This window comes from Bacillus sp. V3B (genome assembly GCF_024494465.1).
Lineage (GTDB): Bacteria > Bacillota > Bacilli > Bacillales > Cytobacillaceae > Bacillus_BD.
On record NZ_JAETXM010000033.1, the window covers coordinates 17,601 to 34,249 of the forward strand.

A 16,649-nucleotide genomic window follows, 5' to 3' on the forward strand; every position below is an offset into this window, starting at 1 on the left:
TCACCCCTAATCTATATGACGCTCGCAACATGCAACATCGTTTTGAACATCTTTAAGAACTACATCGAACATGGTTAATAAATCTCTTATATGTTGATTACGTAAACTGTAATAGCAGTATTTCCCTTCATTCCTCCCCACGATAATCCCACAACCTTTTAAACACGCAAGGTGCTGTGAAATGTTCGACTGATTTCCTTTAATTTCTTCTACAATTTGAGATACCGTTTTTTCTTGAATTTTTATACTTTCGAGAATTTGAATCCTTGTTTTATTAGAAAATCCATGAATTAGTTTAACTTTCATATCGATATCAATATTTTGCATATACTTTCCCCCTTAACATATTAGAAATCACTAATATGTTTTGTTAGTATCATATTAGTCATTTCTAATATGTGTGTCAAATAATTTAAATATATATAAGGAGTTTTCTTAAAGGTAAAGGAAATTGATCCTTTTTAGGCTTTTTCCAAATGTATAATTTTATTAATTTTCGCACATTCATAAAAATAAAAAATACCATCTCGGATAAGATGATCTCTTACTTGTTCTTTAACTAAAGCACCCTTATATACAGTATCAGCGAAAAAAGGTTGATAGAATGCATCCTTTATCTATGTTTACATGTAACCATAGATAAGTGGTTAAGGACTTGACTTGGAGCCTCTATGGGTACGATTTGTCTTGAAAGGCTGAAGCTAAGGTTTCATCAGGCAAACGAGCCTATCATACCCACCTCTCCAAGTAAAGTCCTATCGTTGTTTACGTTGAAAACTATAATTACTTACTGAATATAATAAGTAAACAAAGTTAGAAAATAGGCTGTTTTTGTTTCATTATTAACGATGAATACGGTCAAAAACCATACTGTATATAATGGCAGTTTAACTGAAGAAGGGCAAGAAAATTCCAATCTTGCATAAGTTCTCTTTTGTGGAAGAATACTGAAGTAAAAAAGGGCTGCGACATGAATAAATTTCAAGAAATAGAAAAGCAATATAAATATTTACGGAAGCTGTGGTTGGATTACTGGTCACAAGAAGTCGTTTTTACTTATCAGTGGTGGATAATGCTTTTTTTCTTGATTATCCCTTTTTTTCTATGGTGGAGATTAGTGGATAAAACTCGGATAATAGAAATAAGTATGGTTGGACTAATCGCATCTAGTATTGCTTTTATATTAGATCAAATTGGTTCATCACTAGGTTATTGGATTTATCCATATACTTTAACACATTTAGAAAGAGACTTGTGGGCAGTTGCTGATTTTTCTATTCTCCCCTTTTTTTATATGATGATTTATCAGTGGTTTCCTAAGTGGAAAACATACATAGTAGGAATTATAATATTTGCATTATTCTCTGCATTTGTCGGGGAAACTATTTTTCAATGGTTGGGGATTTATGTAATGTTAAAATGGAAGCATATTTATTCTATCCCAGGTTATGTCCTTTTGGGGATATTTGTAAAAGTCGTATTGCAAAAATTTAAAACAATTGAGGCTGTTTCCAAAAGCAAGGAATAATATTCTTTTAAAAGGATGCTTTAGTTCAACAGCAAGACCACAAATTTTTGGTCTTTTCAATATGCGAAAATGAATTAAATCATACATTCACCAAAATAAAAAGTGACTGTTTACGGTCAGTCTTTTTTACTTTTCTTATTAAAGTCCCAAATATTAAACCCATGGCTATTCCTGGGATCATAAATAACATTGGAAGCCCTACAGGACCAAATAACATCCCAAAAATCGTTCATTTTGAGGAATAAATTAATCCTACGGTTACAAAGTAAGCAGCAAACACAAAGGGAAGAAAGGAAAATCTATCTTTTCCTCCTCCTGCATCTTTAAACGCATCCCACATCGCATAAAAATATAAACAAGGATAAAACATTAACCACTGATAATCAGCTTGTTCAATCGCTTGTTCAATATTCCCATGAAAACTTAATCTAATCACTTCGTTAAAATTTACTTGAACATTGACCAAAAACTCCAAAAAGATAAATATAATGCCCTTTACATATTTACCGTTTAATAACTGACCGAATAATCATTAATAACTTTGTGGACTTCCTGTTTTTTTTTTTGGCTTATGAATACGTATAGCTTCTTCCTTTGTACATAAATCAAGTATGACAGATAAATATAAACGAGTTAAACCAGTAGATAAATAGGTTAGTTATATCCGTGACCCATTTTTCAAAAGGTTTGTGTGCTTGAAAGTCACGATTTAATCTATTTTTACTTGTAAATCCTTCGTTTGTATAATTTTTCTTTTTCTTAAAGATCTGCGCTTTTAACCCGAGCTCTTTTTGAAGACGATAAACACGTTTATGATTAATGGGCTTGTCGACTAAAATATTTATCTCTTTCGTTAAACGTGGATAACCGTAAGTATGATTAAATGTTTTATCTAATGAAAAGATCCATTTTTTAATATACTCATCTTCTAATTGTTTAGTAGTAGGTGGTTGATTTAAGCGCTTCCTCCACTTATAAAACCCACTTTTAGAGACAGGTACCATTAAACATAAATTGGATAGGCTACACGAGCATTTATACAAAAAAATACCTGTAGATAAAACACTCTTTTTCAAGTGTCCTAACTACAGGTACCATATTATAAAACATCGCACTCTTATATTTATTTTGTATTAACGTTTCAAAGACAACTGTTTTTCTATATTTTTGAAAATCCTAATTTGAATATTGGAAACCACAATCAGTGGTAACATTCGAAAAAGTACAAGGAAACTAGTCAACTAAGTCAGTGCTAGTAGTCTGGACATTAGTATTAATTTTTTTTCCCCTACGAGACCAGACTACCACTGGAACCAGTAATAAGGACAAAATTCCTCCAACCAAGGATAACGTAGTATAGCTTGAACCAGCCACAATCATACCAGATAATGCTCCCCCAGAAGCCCCTGATAACGCAACTAAAACATCCACCGTACCTTGAGTCTTAGCCCGTGTTGAAATTTCAGTTGAATCAACAATAAGTGCAGTCCCACTTATCAAACCAAAATTCCATCCTAATCCAAGTAATGAAAGAGCAATTACTAGAAGAACCATAGAATCTCCTGGTGCGATCGCTGCTATTAAACCTGCCAGAAGCAATGTAGTTCCAGAAGCAATAGCCATCGCAGTACGACCAAACTTATCAACAAGGACACCTGTAACCAGTGAAGGGAGATACATTGCACCTATATGAAATCCTATAACAAGACCCACGGCATCCAAGCCATGTCCATGATGTTTCATATGAACTGGTGTCATTGTCATAATTGCAACCATTACGATTTGAGTAAGAACCATAATTGTCACACCAACGATAACGCCTCTTTTGTTTTCCACTTGATCAATTGATGTCGTATGGACTTTAGCTTTATGTTCTTGGTTGGACACTTCTATCGTTCTTGCTATAACTAACGGATCTGGACGAAGCATTAAGAAAAGTACAAGACCTGCTAAGATATATGCTACTGCTGATAAAATGAAAGGTCCAGCAAGTGATGGGACGCCAATAGAAAGAGCAATATCCCCCATTACATTCACTAAGTTTGGACCCGCAACTGCACCAAATGTTGTAAAAGCCATAGTAAGACTAATAGCAGTCGCTCGTTGTTTACTATTTGCTAAGTCCGTACCTGCATAACGAGCTTGTAAATTTGCTGCTGTCCCAGCACCATAAACAAGTAGAGATGTAAATAACAGGAAAATACTATTTATTATTGCTGCAATTATGACTCCTATTGCTCCAAGTCCACCGATCATAAAACCAGCTGTCAGACCTGTACGTCGACCATAACGTTGAGAAAGTCTCCCAACAATTAAAGCAGCTCCTGCCGACCCTAAAGTAAATAAAGCTGAAGGAAGTCCAGCATATACGCCCGTACCCAGCATTTGCTGTGCAAGAAGTGCACCCACAGTAACTCCAGCTGCTAACCCTGCACCACCAAAAATTTGTGAAATACTTACAATAATTAATGTACGTTTGTATAAAGTTTTTTGTTTTTCTTGATTATTCACATAGCTTTGCGTTAAATCATATGCCCTAGTTGACATTTATTTACACCTACTTCAATTATTGACCCCTAATAAAGGGGTTATAAAGTGACCATCTTATCCGCCCATTCTACTATCTCAACATAATCGTTCATTTTAGAAATTGGGCATGAAGTTGCTTGGTCTAATAATCTAGAGTTTGAGCATGTTCCACAAGCCAACAATTCACTCTCTAATTCCGCATATTTAGTCATTTCGTCTTTGATTTCAAACTTCTCATGATCAATATTTTCACATCCCACAGCTTCACAACTTTACTTTATTACCCGTTACGATAAAATCACCTTCACATCCATTCTGCTTTCTTTTATATTGTTAAGTCACTACACTAAGGATTTGCTCACCCTGAATATCTATTCAATTCATTATCTTACTCTTGTTAAGTCGATATAATGCCATTTCTATTTCTTCTTTAGAATACTTCTCAAGTAACGATATCATTTGTTTTCTTTCTTCCTTAGAAAGGGTCTTAGTCGTTTCGAGTTGATTCATTCCATTCTTCCCTTTTTTAGTGATTGCCATGTTGTCTTAAATTTACGTCTACTTGCACATTTTATACATCATAGTACATCTCTTAATAGGATGTTTTAAATCTTTGTTTTCTAAAACCATCTTTACTTTGCACCGTACAGAGTTGTTTATCAATCTAGTAGCATTTATACTTTAAATAAATCTACTAATTTTTCATCATTTATAGCTGACTGGTTCAATCATTTTATTATCTCCCTACTAAAAAAAGTGCTCCTAACTGGAGACAGCTTTTAGTTTCACCTCTTCTTTACCCTACATACGTTAATTTTTTGTCGTCACGATACACTTGGTTAATAGTTCCTCCACCAAGGCATTCTTCTCCTTGATAGAAGACAACTGCTTGTCCAGGCGTTATGGCACGGATCGGTTCGTGGAAAATGACTTTAACTTTGGAATCATCCAACCGTTTTACCGTTACTTTATTGTCCGATTGGCGATAACGGAATTTTGCAGTACATTCAAATGTATCAGGTATAGCATCCTTTGAAATCCAGCTTACATCATCAGTAATGAGGCTGTCTGAGTATAGCATTTCATGGTGGAAGCCTTGTCCAACATATAATACATTCTTTTCAATATCCTTTCCAATGACAAACCAAGGATCGCCATCCCCCCCAATCCCCAATCCACGCCTCTGTCCGATTGTATAATACATTAATCCATCATGATGTCCGACAACTTTGCCATCGAATGTTTCCATATTCCCCTTTTGAGCAGGCAAGTACCCACTTAAGAACTCTTTGAAATTTCGTTCACCAATAAAGCAAATGCCTGTGCTGTCTTTTTTGGATGCTGTCGCCAAATTAGCTTTGGCAGCTAATTCTCTTACTTTTGATTTTTCCATATCTCCTATCGGGAATAACACCTTACTTAACTGCTCCTCTGTTAATTGATTAAGAAAATAAGTCTGATCCTTATTTTCATCTTTCCCTCTTAACATGTGAACTTTCCCGTCTTCTCTAACCACTCGTGCATAATGTCCTGTAGCCACATAATCGGCTCCAAGGCTCATGGCATGATCTAAAAATGCCTTGAACTTGATTTCCTTATTGCAGACGACATCAGGATTCGGCGTTCTTCCCGCCTTATATTCTTCCAAGAAGTACGTGAATACCTTGTCCCAATACTGCTTTTCAAAATTCACGGCATAATAGGGAATTCCTAGTTGATTGCAGACGCGAATAACGTCCTCGTAGTCTTCTGTAGCCGTACAAACACCAAATTCGTCTGTATCGTCCCAGTTCTTCATAAATATTCCGATTACGTCATAGCCTTGCTCTTTTAGAAGCAGCGCCGCAACGGAAGAATCGACTCCCCCTGACATTCCTACCACTACACGTGTGTCTTTTGGTGCTTGCTCCATTTGTTTTCCTCCTCACTTTCCATGAATACTTTCTACTTTTCATATATGCTTTTAATCGTTTGTGTTTAAATGGCGGACTTTTTCGGGTGTTACATCATTTCCAAGTGGATCCAGTACCTTCATCCCTGAGAAAGTATGAAGAACTTGTCCGCGAATTACACGTAAGTAATCTTCTCGAAGCACTTGCTGTTCGACTTTTTCAGCATTGGTTAAACCTTCTTCACGCTGCTTTTTTGCTAATTCATTAATTCGTTGTAACAAGTCAATCATGTATTTCACCGACCTAATTCGTTTCGTATTTATTCAATAATTTCAGTATGGAAGCAAAGTTTCATATGGTTTACCATTGTTTCTCCAAGGTCCGTAAATGTTGCTACACCTCGTTTATGAATGGCTGTTTTGAACCCTTCTGCATCTGCTCCTGCAACTGTTAAAAAGTCACAAATATCCGTACATACCCCAACAGTATGAACTTTTTCTACTCCTAAACTTCTTAAAGCTTCAGCCAAATCTGTTTTAAAAAATGCATTATAGTTTGTTTTAGGCGTATAAATTACATTTTCATGATCTTTATTATGTTGAAACCAATCGTATAAATCTCCGTACAATTGTTGTCCTTCAGTACCTACAATATTATGTGGTGTCCATAATTCAAAGTGTGGGTCATTAGGTTGGTGTGCATCCATTGTTACTACAACTACATTTCCCTCTGCTAAAAATCTTGTTGCCAAATTCTTAATATAGGGCACTATTTCTTGTGCAGGCTTACCAGCAGTTAATGTTCCATTATCAGCTACAAAATCATTACTCATATCAACAATTAATAAAGCTTCTGTTGCCATCGTAATCCGACTCCCATCATTCATTATTTTGAATTTACTATCTCTCTATACTTTTTATTCATTCAGATACATTTAATAATGATAGTTTGGTAGTTTATAAGGGTACAGATTCTCGGTTGTGTGTTTTTACTTCCTCTATGTTTTTCATTTTGTTGTCCCAACAAGCTTGACTTAAATTTACAGGATATTCGGCTGGATTTAATGAACGTTTGTATTCTTCCCATAAAAGTTTTAGTTGTTGTTGCGCATAGGATTGAATTTCTTGGACCGAGGGACTTCTATACACAAGTGTGCCATGGTCGAAAATATCTTCGTGCAAATCTATGGCCGTAAAATTGGTGACGAATTTTCCAATGTACGTATGCACTGGATGAAACATATGAAGTTTGGCTTCTTTTTCTGGTTGTTCGTTGGCTAAAGCGATATAATCTCCTTCTGATTTTTTCGTATGATTGTTGATAATGCGGTATACCTTTTTTAACCCTGGTGTCGTGACTTTTTCAGGACTCGCAGAAATTTTGATCGTATCGGTCATCTGTCCATTTTCGCCCTCAATGGAGACCAGTTTGTACACAGCTCCTAAAGCCGGTTGATCAAAGGCGGTTATAGCTTTAGTACCAACTCCCCATGCATCGATTTTCGCTCCTTGTGCGTTTAAATTCATAATGGTATATTCATCAAGATCATTCGAAGCATAAATTTTAGTGTCAATAAATCCTGCTTGATCTAATAATTTCCTTGCCTCTTTGGAAAGGTAAGCCAAATCTCCACTATCTAACCGAATACCTACAAAATTTATGTTGTTGCCCAGTTCTTTGGCGACTTTGATTGCCGTAGGAACACCTGATTTTAGAGTGTCATAGGTATCCACTAAGAAGACACAACTTTTGTGACGTTTTGCGTACTTATGGAAAGCGATGTATTCATCTCGATACGCTTGAACAAAGGAATGAGCATGTGTTCCTGAAACAGGAAGACCAAATAGTTTTCCTGCTCGAACATTGCTTGTGCCAGAGAACCCACCAATATAAGCAGCTCTTGTACCCCATAATGCGGCATCGAATTCATGTGCGCGTCTTGTACCAAACTCCGAGACGGGTTGGTCACCCACGACTTGTTTGATTCGAGAAGCTTTGGTTGCGATGAGTGTTTGATAGTTCACGATATTTAACAAGGCTGTCTCGATGAGTTGCGCTTCGATTAATGGTGCTTCGATACGAAGAATGGGTTCGTTGCCAAATACAACTTCCCCTTCTTTCATGGCACGAACATTTCCTGTAAAACGTACAGTTCGCAAAAAGTCAATATAATCTTCTTGATAGCCAAGTTCCTCCAAATAGTCCAAATCGCTTTCGGAAAAATGAAATGTTTGTAGATAGTCTATAATTCTTTCTAATCCAGCAAAGATCGCATAACCGTTTCCAAATGGCAATTTTCGAAAATACAATTCGAATATAGCCTTTTTGGTATGAATATTGTCTTCCCAATAGGATTCTGCCATATTGATTTGGTACAGGTCCGTGTGTAGGGCGAAGCTATCATCCATATACTTGTTCATTACACTCCCCGCCTTCCTATCAATTTATCTATCATTTCGATATTTCTATAAACAGCGAAATATTGAATAAAAGGCTTTAAATATGTTGGTTTCACCCACTGTTTTATATCCTTTTATCTCCATATTAAATTTAGAAGCAATCCTAAGAAAATTAGACAAAATCATGGTTTTTATATGCCTAACATTCTCATAACATTTCACTTTCCAGATGCACTCGTTGATACGGCGAACAGCAGTACCGTACCAACAGCTGTGTTTCTCAAAATGTGGAAACGTACAGTAGATTCTTCTCCTCTATATTTTCACGAATTAATTGCACGACTTTTCTGCAAGAGATCTTTTGCAAAGCCAACAAGTCCATGTGCTTCTTCGGTCCGAAGAAAATTTTCATCTAAAGCGTTAGGACCCAAACGGAAGCGATCCAGTGCGTCGGCATCCTTGAAAATCTGATACAGTAGCACGCCCCGTTCACTAATCGCAGGCGACTTTGCAATTTCTGCCAAACCAAGCGAATCATCCTGGTCATGATAATAGGTGATGTAGTAGGTATGGGCATCAAAGTGTAAATCCTGCTCACGGCAATAATCTTTGTAATACTCTGCCGCACGGCCACCATGCCCCTTATCAATCCCATCATCAAGGCGGCGGGAATCATGGAATATAGCCGCCATCCCCAGTGCATCTAACTCTTCATCACTTAGACCTTTTTGATGTCCCATAAGGAGTGCCAGCAACAGAACGCGAGCAGAGTGAGCTTTCGTATGCCATTCACTATCCGGAAGCCAAAACTCTATTTTTTCTTCCATGAATTTATACCATCGTTCGTAGGGCTTTTTTATTGGTTGACAGACAGGATCATTCAGAATACTCACTAGAAACACCTTTCAATTCCTCCCCTGTTTTCTTATTAGCTGAATCAGCTTATTTCATCCGCACTAGTTGATCTAACGCTTCCGCAATATCACCGTCGATACCAATGGATTTTGAAGCAATTACATCTGGAATAAAAAGCTCGGATCCTTTATTAAAAGTAATATAGGTTGCATTTTCCTCTAAGCTAGTTAAATTCATAAATGGGGCTTTAATCAATTGGTTTCTTGCACCTACGCCTAATTCCAGCAGGACTAATTTTCTACCATGAGCATTATCGATAAAATCCTGATAAGCCTGATAGCTTGTTTGCCAAGACTGGCCTCTTAGAAAATTCCGATCGACTTCGACATAGACTTGCATTGGGCCGCCACACTCTGGACACTTAGGAATAAGATCCAGAGGGACTTTTCCATTCTCTTGGTGTTGGGCCATTTTACTCAATATTTCGTCACCTTGATAAATTCGATTATGGCAACCATTAGAACATTGCAAATACCGACTATTGCCCTCTATTTCGAAAAGGCGTTCCTTTTGAAATCCTGCCAGTGTAAAATGAGAATCTGTATTAGAGGTAACCACAAAATAATTTTTATCCTTCACCAGTTCATAAAGGTTCTTCATAACAGGACTAGCTTCCTTGTTGTTTAAAAAGTAGGCGTACATACGGCTGAAAAATGCCCACTTTTCTTCCTCGGAAGGATATGGATAAAAAGATCCCTGTAGGATACTATGAAAACCATACTTTTTACGAAAATCACCAAAATGTTCCAGAAAGGACGAATCCTCTGCAAAAATATTATAACCTTCCGAAATGGCGAGGCCGTTACTTGCGCCGATTACAATGCTGTCAGCCTCCTTGATTTTGCTCAAAACTTCTTGATACATCCCTTCCATATGATCCTCCATTTTTATAAAATTTTGATTATGAATTAGTATATTCCTTACATATGCGAAGCCGGATCGCTCAGTACTTATCCAATATCCGCATGTCTTTTTGCTTTCTCGTTCACAGCATCTTGTAATACCACGGCAATATCTTCATGAATGGCGAGTCCCTTATCCTTCAGTTCCCTTGGCAACAATGCATCCTTTGGATTGATGGTAATGTAGTATGCATCCGGCCAACTGTAAGTCATGTTCCAGAAGGGTTCTTTGATGAACATCGGTGTCATTGTGCCAACACCTAATTCCAGAAAGAGAACCTTTTTATCTTTGCTTTTTATAAGAAACTCATTGTATTTTCTTAATTCATTTCTGTAAGAGCTACCTTCCAGAAATATATAAGAGCGCACCCATGGTTCCATTTCCTGCCCGCACTTTGGACATAATGGAATTAACTCTGTTGGAATTCTCGTTCCATCTATGTTTGCATACATGTTCTCAACTTGCTCTTTATTAAAATAAACCTGATCATGGCAACGGGAGCCGCATTGAAGATAACGTAAATCCCCTTGAATTGGGGAAACTTTTTCTTCAGGGAAAGTCTTGGAAAACTGTGAGTCTTGATTCGTTGTAACAATGAAATAGTTTTTGCCTTGAAGTAGTTGCAATAAATCAAGGTAAGGGCGACCGGCTTCGGCATCATATATAAATTTGATTTCAGTTGCAAGATAAGCCCACCGTTCTTCTCTTGTAGAAAAACGGTAATAAAAGCCCTCAAAAAGGTTTTTAATACCATATTTATCTGCAAATTTTCCAAAATGCTTCAGAAAATTTTCATCAGTATGATAAAAACTGTGTCCGATAGCCTCAGACATCCCAGCAGCGCCACCAACCACAATCGCCTCAGCTTCTTGTATTTTCTGAAGTAATGTATCTATGTTGTCTTGATATTGTTTTGTTAACATACTTATTTGTCCTCCTGATGATTTTTCTTGGTAGTTGAATAATTTTCACTTATATGATCTCTAATTGAATGGAGGGGCGTAATATACTTCTCTTTGTGTTTGAACACTTCTTTACTTGCTTGTGAATGTATTATAAAGTAGATATATAATTTCAAACAAGTATGCACTTTTTTGACGCATACTATCTTGGAGGATAGTGTTATGATAAAAAAATCTAAAGATAATGTTTCTGATAGCCAAGAGCCTTTTTTTGGCTATACACTCTCCATTATCAGCGGTAAATGGAAACTGCTTATTATTTACCATTTATCAAAAAATGGTTCAGTGCGCTATAATGAACTTCAGCGTATGTTAGGAAAGATAACCTATAAAACTCTCAGTTCTACACTTAAGGAAATGCAGCATGATGGTTTAGTTCATCGTAAGGAATATCCACAAATTCCTCCAAAGGTCGAATATAGCCTAACTGAAAAAGGGCAATCTCTCTGGCCTATTATTCAGGAAATGTGTCAATGGGGAGAACATAATCAAGAAAAAGAGGAATAAACTCCGTCTTTAATAAAGCGGAGGCATCCACCGGGGTTTAACTTTATTCGACGGGGATTTGAACGCAATAAACAAGGGAGCCTGAAAATGTTACCCCTAAGTAAAAAAGGTATAACCTCTCACTATCCGAGAGAATTATACCTTTTTGCCGTTTCTATTCTTCTGTTTTTATCATCTTGTCTTATATTAAAGCTTTATGTTGGGTTTTCTATTTTAAGATTTTCTAAACCATATTAATTAATGAAAAATGTTTTTCTCTCTTCCGTTTATAATCTCATAGAAAAACAAACGTTTATTGTAATGTGCTAGTTAAAGGGTGTTGTTGTTTAATCTCTTGTATAGATAGATGTAAACTATAGTTTCCATGATCGAGAAATTTATTAAGAAGTAGGTTCAATTGTTCTTGGGATGTAACTTTTATTTTTAAATGATAACAGCCTTCCCCGGATACTCGGTGAGTTTCCACTACCTCTTTTCGATCATGGATAAAGCGTATAAAAGCATCATGGTCTGCTGTTTTCATATAAATAATGATAAACGCTGTAAAAGTTAATCCTAATTTCATTTCATCTACAATGAGAGAGTATGCTTTAATAACGCCACTTTCCTCAAGCTTCCTAATACGATTCCCTACAGCTTGCCCTGTCATATGAATTTGTTCTCCTAAGTCCTTCCATTGAACACGCGAATTTTCGGATAGTAACCGAAGGATCTGAAAATCAATGTTATCGAGTTCCATCATAAATTCCTTTCACTATGAAATGATTTACTCTAAAAGTGTTTCATCAAAGTATCGATAGAAAATATAATATTATTTATCATTGTAGTGTAACAAAATTTTAAATGGGGTGAAAGAAAATGAGCACAGCTTTAATCATTGTCGATATTCAAAATGACTATTTTCCAAATGGAAAGATGGAACTAAGCAACCCTGAAAAAGCAGCCGCTAATGCTGCTAAAGTTCTTGACTGGTTTAGACAGAATAACAAAGATCATATTTTTCATGTCCAGCATATCGCAAGTGATCCAGGGTTAGGCTTCTTTCTCCCAAATACGGATGGAGCTAAACTAAATGAAGCTGTTCTACCATTAGAACACGAAAGCATTATCATAAAACATTTCCCTAACAGCTTTTTAAAGACTGAATTAGAAAGCAAATTAAAAGAAAAAAGAGTGACTAAACTAGTGATTGTAGGTATGATGACACATATGTGTATTGATGCCACAGTCAGAGCTGCAGTGGATCTAGGTTTTGAAACTACACTTATTGAAGATGCATGTGCGACAAGAGACTTATCTTATCAAGAAAGGAAAGTGCCAGCTGAACAGGTTCATTATGCGTTTGTCAGTGCACTTAACGGTATGTATGCCAATGTAATTTCGACCGAGGATTTCCTTCAACAAAAAGCTAACACAATCTTGTAGAACCAATAATTAAATATAAGTGGGAGTTTGTTTAAAAACAAGCTCCCTTTTTTACTGATGTTAGACTTGGAAAAAACCTGGTTTTAGTAACCGTCGCAGATATCAAGAAAAATGCGTTTCAGAGGAGGATTTATCAACCTTTCCTTGATACGAATGGATTTCCAGTTATCCAAAACCGCCAAGGATAATCCTTTGCCTCACCTGTATTTTCAATGCCAATCCGCGGTCCTTTTGAAATAGCTTCTGGAATCTTTCCAGAGGTAATATATAAAGGATGTTTTGTAAAGGGATGCCCGTAATCATCCATTTTGATACTGAGTGCTTTGGTCAATTTTCCAGGCCCATTGGTTAAATCCCCCAAATTATCCATCCTGCGACGTTCACGCATTAAGTCAATCCCTTCAACCGGTTCAATAGCCCGAATTAAAATACCCTCAGGTTGTTCGACTGGCCCGCTTACGACATTGACAAGCGTGTGTGTATGCGTTACAAAGGTATAAACATAGTCCGCTTCTCCAAACATAATTTCCGTTCTTTTGGTGCGGCGATTTCCAAAACTGTGCGAAGCCCGGTCACCTGGCCCGATATAGGCTTCTGTTTCCACTATATATCCAGATGCAGTGCCTTCTTTTGTTTCTTTTACTAGAAGACACCCAAGTAAATTTTTGGCCAATTCAAGCGTTGGCTGTTGGAAAAAATCGATTGATAATGATTCCAATTAATTCACTCCCGAAACGTTTTTTGTTAGTTTCTACTATTATACTGAATTATTCATACAGTCTCTCAGATTATGCATTCTAATAAAAAATTAATTTCGTTTCAAAGTTTTTTAAGAATTATGTTCATTTTGCTTCTTAAAAATCGGTATTTCTAGAATTTGAAGCTAGAAATTGCGGTTTTTAGGTATACTACTTCCTTTGTCTTATACTGTTTTTTAAAGGTTTTGATATTTCACATAAATTTCATCCGGATTTCTTATAAAAATATTGGTCACGCTCTGGTCACACCCTCTCAAAAACGATCGGAAACCACAGTTCATTTAAATTTCCTATATTCGCTTTAATCCTTGATATAAAGGCATTTATGTATATTGTTGAAAACTAGAGGAAATCTTGCTTTCTACCCTGGCAGCGTGGAGGTCAGTTAGATTTGTCTCCGTAGTTCATGACAATAAATAAGAGCCTCCCCACTCAGGAAAGGCCCCCTACTCACTGTTACATCTTATTTATCTTTCCTTACTGGTAGTGAACAGCACTCCACATGTGCAGAGTGTATGTGGCAACACAAGGGTGCTGGTGGGTTTATTACATTCTTAAGACCTTTTTCTTTCAGAAAACAGACTTTATCAAAACAAAAGTTGCCGGCTGCAAAGGAACTTGAAACTAAATAAAATAAGTACACATGAGTTGAGATGATTTATTTTTTCTCTAACTTTTTGAGAGTTACATCATTTCACTGTCCCCGTCCCATCAACATTCTTTTCCAAAGTTATCAAGCAATGCACGCACTTCATCTGTTGATTTCGTGTTCATCAATTGATTTCTTAATTTACCAGCTCCACGGAATCCTTTGACATAAATTTTGAAAAAGCGATGAAGCCCTGTGATTGAACGTGGCAGTGCTTCCGCATATTGATCTTGAAGATCAAGCTGCAGTCTTAAAAGATCAAGGTATTCTTTACTGCTATGCTCTTTTGGCTCTTTTTCAAAAGCAAAAGGATTTTTAAAAATACCTCGCCCGATCATAACGCCATCAATACCATATTGTTCAGCAAGCTGCAGCCCAGTTTGACGGTCAGGAATGTCTCCATTGATTGTTAGTAGCGTATTTGGTGCGATACGGTCACGTAATTTTTTGATTTCCGGAATTAGCTCCCAATGCGCATCTACTTGGCTCATTTCCTTTTTTGTACGTAAATGAATGGAAAGGTTCGCAATATCCTGTTTTAAAATATGCGTTAGCCACTCCTCCCACTCATTTACACCCTTATAGCCAAGTCGTGTTTTCACGCTGACAGGCAGTCCGCCCGCTTTTGCTGCTTGAATAAGTTCTGCTGCAACGTCTGGACGCAGAATAAGGCCACTACCTTTCCCTCTCGATGCCACATTCGGTACAGGGCAGCCCATATTAATATCGATGCCTTTAAATCCTAGCTCTGCCATGCCAATACTCATTTGACGGAAATATTCGGGATTATCCCCCCAAATATGTGCCACCATTGGCTGTTCATCTTCTGTAAAAATCAAACGGCCACGCACACTTTTCATGCCCTCTGGATGACAATAGCTATCCGAGTTTGTAAACTCTGTGAAAAATACATCCGGTCGACCGGCTTCACTTACTACGTGACGAAAAACAACATCTGTCACATCTTCCATTGGTGCAAGTACAAAAAATGGTCGTGGTAAATCACGCCAAAAATTATCTATCATTTCAAACTCAAATCCTCTCACTATGGATACAACTTCAAACTCTCGGTCAAAAAATATAAAGCCAAATGTTCCACTTCTTTTACACTTATATCATGTTTAATAACTTATTATCAAACACAAGTACATTTGGACATTTATAATTTATGAAAAACTATTGTGAAAATATGATTAAACTTCAATTAACCTTAACAATATATATAACCTGTTATAAGTGTGCAAAAACGTTTTTCAACCCCTTACAGTTTTCTGTAGGGGGTTTCATAGCTTTTGTAGAAAATGACTAGACTTAAGATGTCATTCTTTTATATGAAGCAGTTGGACTACTTTTTAGGGATTTCGCACCCATCGTCATCACATATGGCTCCATCTTGGTTGTTTAAAACGACGATCTGATCCTCTGCGATCACTTTTTCCAATGACTGAACAAATACCTCAGTTGGCTGAGCACCCGTAATGGCGTATTTTTTATTAATCAGGAAGAATGGAACACTTGAGATGCCATATTGTTTCGCTGTTTGCTCATCATCACGAACTTCGACGGTCATCTCATCGCTTGCAAGCATGTTTTCTACATCCTCGCGGTTTAAACCGACTTCTACCGCCAAGTCTGTTAATGTTTGATGATCCCCAATATGCTTGGATTCGGTAAAATAGGCACGTAAAATTCGTTCCGTCATCTCTTTCATTAACCCTTTTGTTTTGGCATATATCGTCAAACGGTGAGCATCAAAGGTGTTCGTTAAAATTAACGTATCCATTTGATAATCCAGTCCTACGTCCTTTGCCATTTGGACTATGTTCTCTGTGTTTGCTTTTGCTTGATCGATACTCATACCATATTTCTTAGCCAAAACTTCGTACATGTTTTCTTTAATATCTTTTTTCATTGTCGGATCCAATTCGAAGCTTCTATAGGTTACTTCAATTGGATGGTCTATCTTCTTAATAGCGTCTTCCAGACGTCTCTTGCCAATATAGCAAAATGGTCAAGCAAAGTCTGTCCACATTTCAATTTGCATGTGTTTTATACCCCCTGTTAATTATTCCACTATAGTATAAGGGAAAAGATTATATTTTACACACAATATGACTCGTTCCTCTCAGAAGCTAGATCCCCTTTTTCAACTTAAACAACCCTATTGCTAAAGTTCTATCAA

At 36.8% G+C, this 16,649-nt stretch carries 18 protein-coding genes and 1 pseudogene; 3 read left to right on the forward strand and 16 right to left on the reverse strand.

The window, feature by feature from the left end:
- Nucleotides 1–6 precede the first annotated feature (6 nt).
- Nucleotides 7–327 (reverse strand): ArsR/SmtB family transcription factor, encoded by a 321-nt coding sequence (locus tag JMM81_RS20595; RefSeq protein WP_256243422.1) that lies wholly within the window; start codon nucleotides 325–327, stop codon nucleotides 7–9.
- A 643-nt stretch (nucleotides 328–970) separates the two neighbouring features.
- Between JMM81_RS20595 and JMM81_RS20600 the strand changes: the two genes are divergently transcribed.
- Complete coding sequence (locus JMM81_RS20600) at nucleotides 971–1,528, forward strand: CBO0543 family protein (protein ID WP_256243423.1); 558 nt, start codon at nucleotides 971–973, stop codon at nucleotides 1,526–1,528.
- A gap of 79 nt (nucleotides 1,529–1,607) precedes the next feature.
- Here the strand turns inward: JMM81_RS20600 and JMM81_RS20605 are convergent.
- The 11 genes and pseudogenes from JMM81_RS20605 to JMM81_RS20655 form a co-directional block, all read right to left on the reverse strand.
- A pseudogene (locus JMM81_RS20605) lies at nucleotides 1,608–2,054 on the reverse strand (hypothetical protein); the annotation flags it as partial.
- Nucleotides 2,055–2,133: 79 nt separating this feature from the next.
- Nucleotides 2,134–2,604 (reverse strand): IS3 family transposase, encoded by a 471-nt coding sequence (locus JMM81_RS20610; RefSeq protein WP_256243424.1) that lies wholly within the window; start codon nucleotides 2,602–2,604, stop codon nucleotides 2,134–2,136.
- A 157-nt stretch (nucleotides 2,605–2,761) separates the two neighbouring features.
- The gene (locus JMM81_RS20615; protein ID WP_256243425.1) at nucleotides 2,762–4,075 is read right to left on the reverse strand and encodes an MFS transporter; all 1,314 of its coding nucleotides are present in this window, start codon (nucleotides 4,073–4,075) and stop codon (nucleotides 2,762–2,764) included.
- Nucleotides 4,076–4,432: 357 nt separating this feature from the next.
- Nucleotides 4,433–4,567, reverse strand: coding sequence for a hypothetical protein (locus JMM81_RS20620; protein WP_256243426.1), 135 nt, complete (start codon nucleotides 4,565–4,567; stop codon nucleotides 4,433–4,435).
- A gap of 286 nt (nucleotides 4,568–4,853) precedes the next feature.
- On the reverse strand, nucleotides 4,854–5,969 hold the full coding sequence (gene mnmA, locus JMM81_RS20625) for a tRNA 2-thiouridine(34) synthase MnmA (protein WP_256243427.1): 1,116 nt from the start codon (nucleotides 5,967–5,969) through the stop codon (nucleotides 4,854–4,856).
- 51 nt (nucleotides 5,970–6,020) lie between these two features.
- Nucleotides 6,021–6,239, reverse strand: coding sequence for a DUF896 domain-containing protein (locus JMM81_RS20630; RefSeq protein ID WP_256243428.1), 219 nt, complete (start codon nucleotides 6,237–6,239; stop codon nucleotides 6,021–6,023).
- A 29-nt stretch (nucleotides 6,240–6,268) separates the two neighbouring features.
- A complete protein-coding gene (locus JMM81_RS20635; protein WP_256243429.1) occupies nucleotides 6,269–6,811 on the reverse strand; it encodes a cysteine hydrolase family protein in 543 nt (180 codons plus the stop codon).
- A gap of 94 nt (nucleotides 6,812–6,905) precedes the next feature.
- A complete protein-coding gene (locus tag JMM81_RS20640) occupies nucleotides 6,906–8,369 on the reverse strand; it encodes a nicotinate phosphoribosyltransferase (RefSeq protein ID WP_256243430.1) in 1,464 nt (487 codons plus the stop codon).
- 302 nt (nucleotides 8,370–8,671) lie between these two features.
- Entirely contained in the window at nucleotides 8,672–9,250 is a 579-nt protein-coding gene (locus JMM81_RS20645) for an HD domain-containing protein (protein WP_256243431.1), read from the reverse strand.
- A 40-nt stretch (nucleotides 9,251–9,290) separates the two neighbouring features.
- Nucleotides 9,291–10,136 (reverse strand): SIR2 family NAD-dependent protein deacylase, encoded by an 846-nt coding sequence (locus tag JMM81_RS20650; RefSeq protein ID WP_256243432.1) that lies wholly within the window; start codon nucleotides 10,134–10,136, stop codon nucleotides 9,291–9,293.
- 77 nt (nucleotides 10,137–10,213) lie between these two features.
- Nucleotides 10,214–11,089: an SIR2 family NAD-dependent protein deacylase gene (locus JMM81_RS20655; RefSeq protein ID WP_256243433.1), complete on the reverse strand. Its 876-nt coding sequence runs from the start codon at nucleotides 11,087–11,089 to the stop codon at nucleotides 10,214–10,216.
- 201 nt (nucleotides 11,090–11,290) lie between these two features.
- Between JMM81_RS20655 and JMM81_RS20660 the strand changes: the two genes are divergently transcribed.
- Complete coding sequence (locus JMM81_RS20660) at nucleotides 11,291–11,635, forward strand: winged helix-turn-helix transcriptional regulator (RefSeq protein WP_256243434.1); 345 nt, start codon at nucleotides 11,291–11,293, stop codon at nucleotides 11,633–11,635.
- A 292-nt stretch (nucleotides 11,636–11,927) separates the two neighbouring features.
- On the opposite strand, the gene JMM81_RS20665 is transcribed toward JMM81_RS20660, so the two are convergent.
- A complete protein-coding gene (locus tag JMM81_RS20665; RefSeq protein ID WP_256243441.1) occupies nucleotides 11,928–12,374 on the reverse strand; it encodes an Lrp/AsnC family transcriptional regulator in 447 nt (148 codons plus the stop codon).
- Nucleotides 12,375–12,493: 119 nt separating this feature from the next.
- Between JMM81_RS20665 and JMM81_RS20670 the strand changes: the two genes are divergently transcribed.
- Nucleotides 12,494–13,060: a cysteine hydrolase family protein gene (locus JMM81_RS20670; protein WP_256243435.1), complete on the forward strand. Its 567-nt coding sequence runs from the start codon at nucleotides 12,494–12,496 to the stop codon at nucleotides 13,058–13,060.
- A gap of 133 nt (nucleotides 13,061–13,193) precedes the next feature.
- On the opposite strand, the gene JMM81_RS20675 is transcribed toward JMM81_RS20670, so the two are convergent.
- The 3 genes from JMM81_RS20675 to JMM81_RS20685 all read right to left on the reverse strand — a co-directional run bounded on the left by JMM81_RS20675 (nucleotide 13,194) and on the right by JMM81_RS20685 (nucleotide 16,466).
- Nucleotides 13,194–13,778 carry a DNA-3-methyladenine glycosylase gene (locus JMM81_RS20675; protein WP_256243436.1) on the reverse strand — a complete coding sequence of 195 codons (585 nt, stop codon included), beginning with the start codon at nucleotides 13,776–13,778 and terminating at the stop codon, nucleotides 13,194–13,196.
- Between the two features lie 751 nt (nucleotides 13,779–14,529).
- Entirely contained in the window at nucleotides 14,530–15,492 is a 963-nt protein-coding gene (locus JMM81_RS20680) for a tRNA dihydrouridine synthase (protein WP_256243437.1), read from the reverse strand.
- 320 nt (nucleotides 15,493–15,812) lie between these two features.
- Nucleotides 15,813–16,466 carry a DsbA family oxidoreductase gene (locus JMM81_RS20685; RefSeq protein WP_256243442.1) on the reverse strand — a complete coding sequence of 218 codons (654 nt, stop codon included), beginning with the start codon at nucleotides 16,464–16,466 and terminating at the stop codon, nucleotides 15,813–15,815.
- Nucleotides 16,467–16,649: the final 183 nt, after the last annotated feature.

What these genes read in the sequence shown, in the direction of transcription:
- JMM81_RS20635 (WP_256243429.1), bottom strand. Translation starts at nt 6,811, where the DNA reads ATGGCAACAGAAGCTTTATTAATTGTTGATATGAGTAATGATTTTGTA.
- JMM81_RS20630 (WP_256243428.1), bottom strand. Translation starts at nt 6,239, where the DNA reads ATGATTGACTTGTTACAACGAATTAATGAATTAGCAAAAAAGCAGCGT.
- JMM81_RS20650 (WP_256243432.1), bottom strand. Translation starts at nt 10,136, where the DNA reads ATGGAAGGGATGTATCAAGAAGTTTTGAGCAAAATCAAGGAGGCTGAC.
- JMM81_RS20680 (WP_256243437.1), bottom strand. Translation starts at nt 15,492, where the DNA reads ATGATAGATAATTTTTGGCGTGATTTACCACGACCATTTTTTGTACTT.
- JMM81_RS20665 (WP_256243441.1), bottom strand. Translation starts at nt 12,374, where the DNA reads ATGGAACTCGATAACATTGATTTTCAGATCCTTCGGTTACTATCCGAA.
- JMM81_RS20615 (WP_256243425.1), bottom strand. Translation starts at nt 4,075, where the DNA reads ATGTCAACTAGGGCATATGATTTAACGCAAAGCTATGTGAATAATCAA.
- mnmA (WP_256243427.1), bottom strand. Translation starts at nt 5,969, where the DNA reads ATGGAGCAAGCACCAAAAGACACACGTGTAGTGGTAGGAATGTCAGGG.
- JMM81_RS20595 (WP_256243422.1), bottom strand. Translation starts at nt 327, where the DNA reads ATGCAAAATATTGATATCGATATGAAAGTTAAACTAATTCATGGATTT.
- JMM81_RS20620 (WP_256243426.1), bottom strand. Translation starts at nt 4,567, where the DNA reads ATGAATCAACTCGAAACGACTAAGACCCTTTCTAAGGAAGAAAGAAAA.
- JMM81_RS20670 (WP_256243435.1), top strand. Translation starts at nt 12,494, where the DNA reads ATGAGCACAGCTTTAATCATTGTCGATATTCAAAATGACTATTTTCCA.
- JMM81_RS20660 (WP_256243434.1), top strand. Translation starts at nt 11,291, where the DNA reads ATGATAAAAAAATCTAAAGATAATGTTTCTGATAGCCAAGAGCCTTTT.
- JMM81_RS20600 (WP_256243423.1), top strand. Translation starts at nt 971, where the DNA reads ATGAATAAATTTCAAGAAATAGAAAAGCAATATAAATATTTACGGAAG.
- JMM81_RS20655 (WP_256243433.1), bottom strand. Translation starts at nt 11,089, where the DNA reads ATGTTAACAAAACAATATCAAGACAACATAGATACATTACTTCAGAAA.
- JMM81_RS20640 (WP_256243430.1), bottom strand. Translation starts at nt 8,369, where the DNA reads ATGAACAAGTATATGGATGATAGCTTCGCCCTACACACGGACCTGTAC.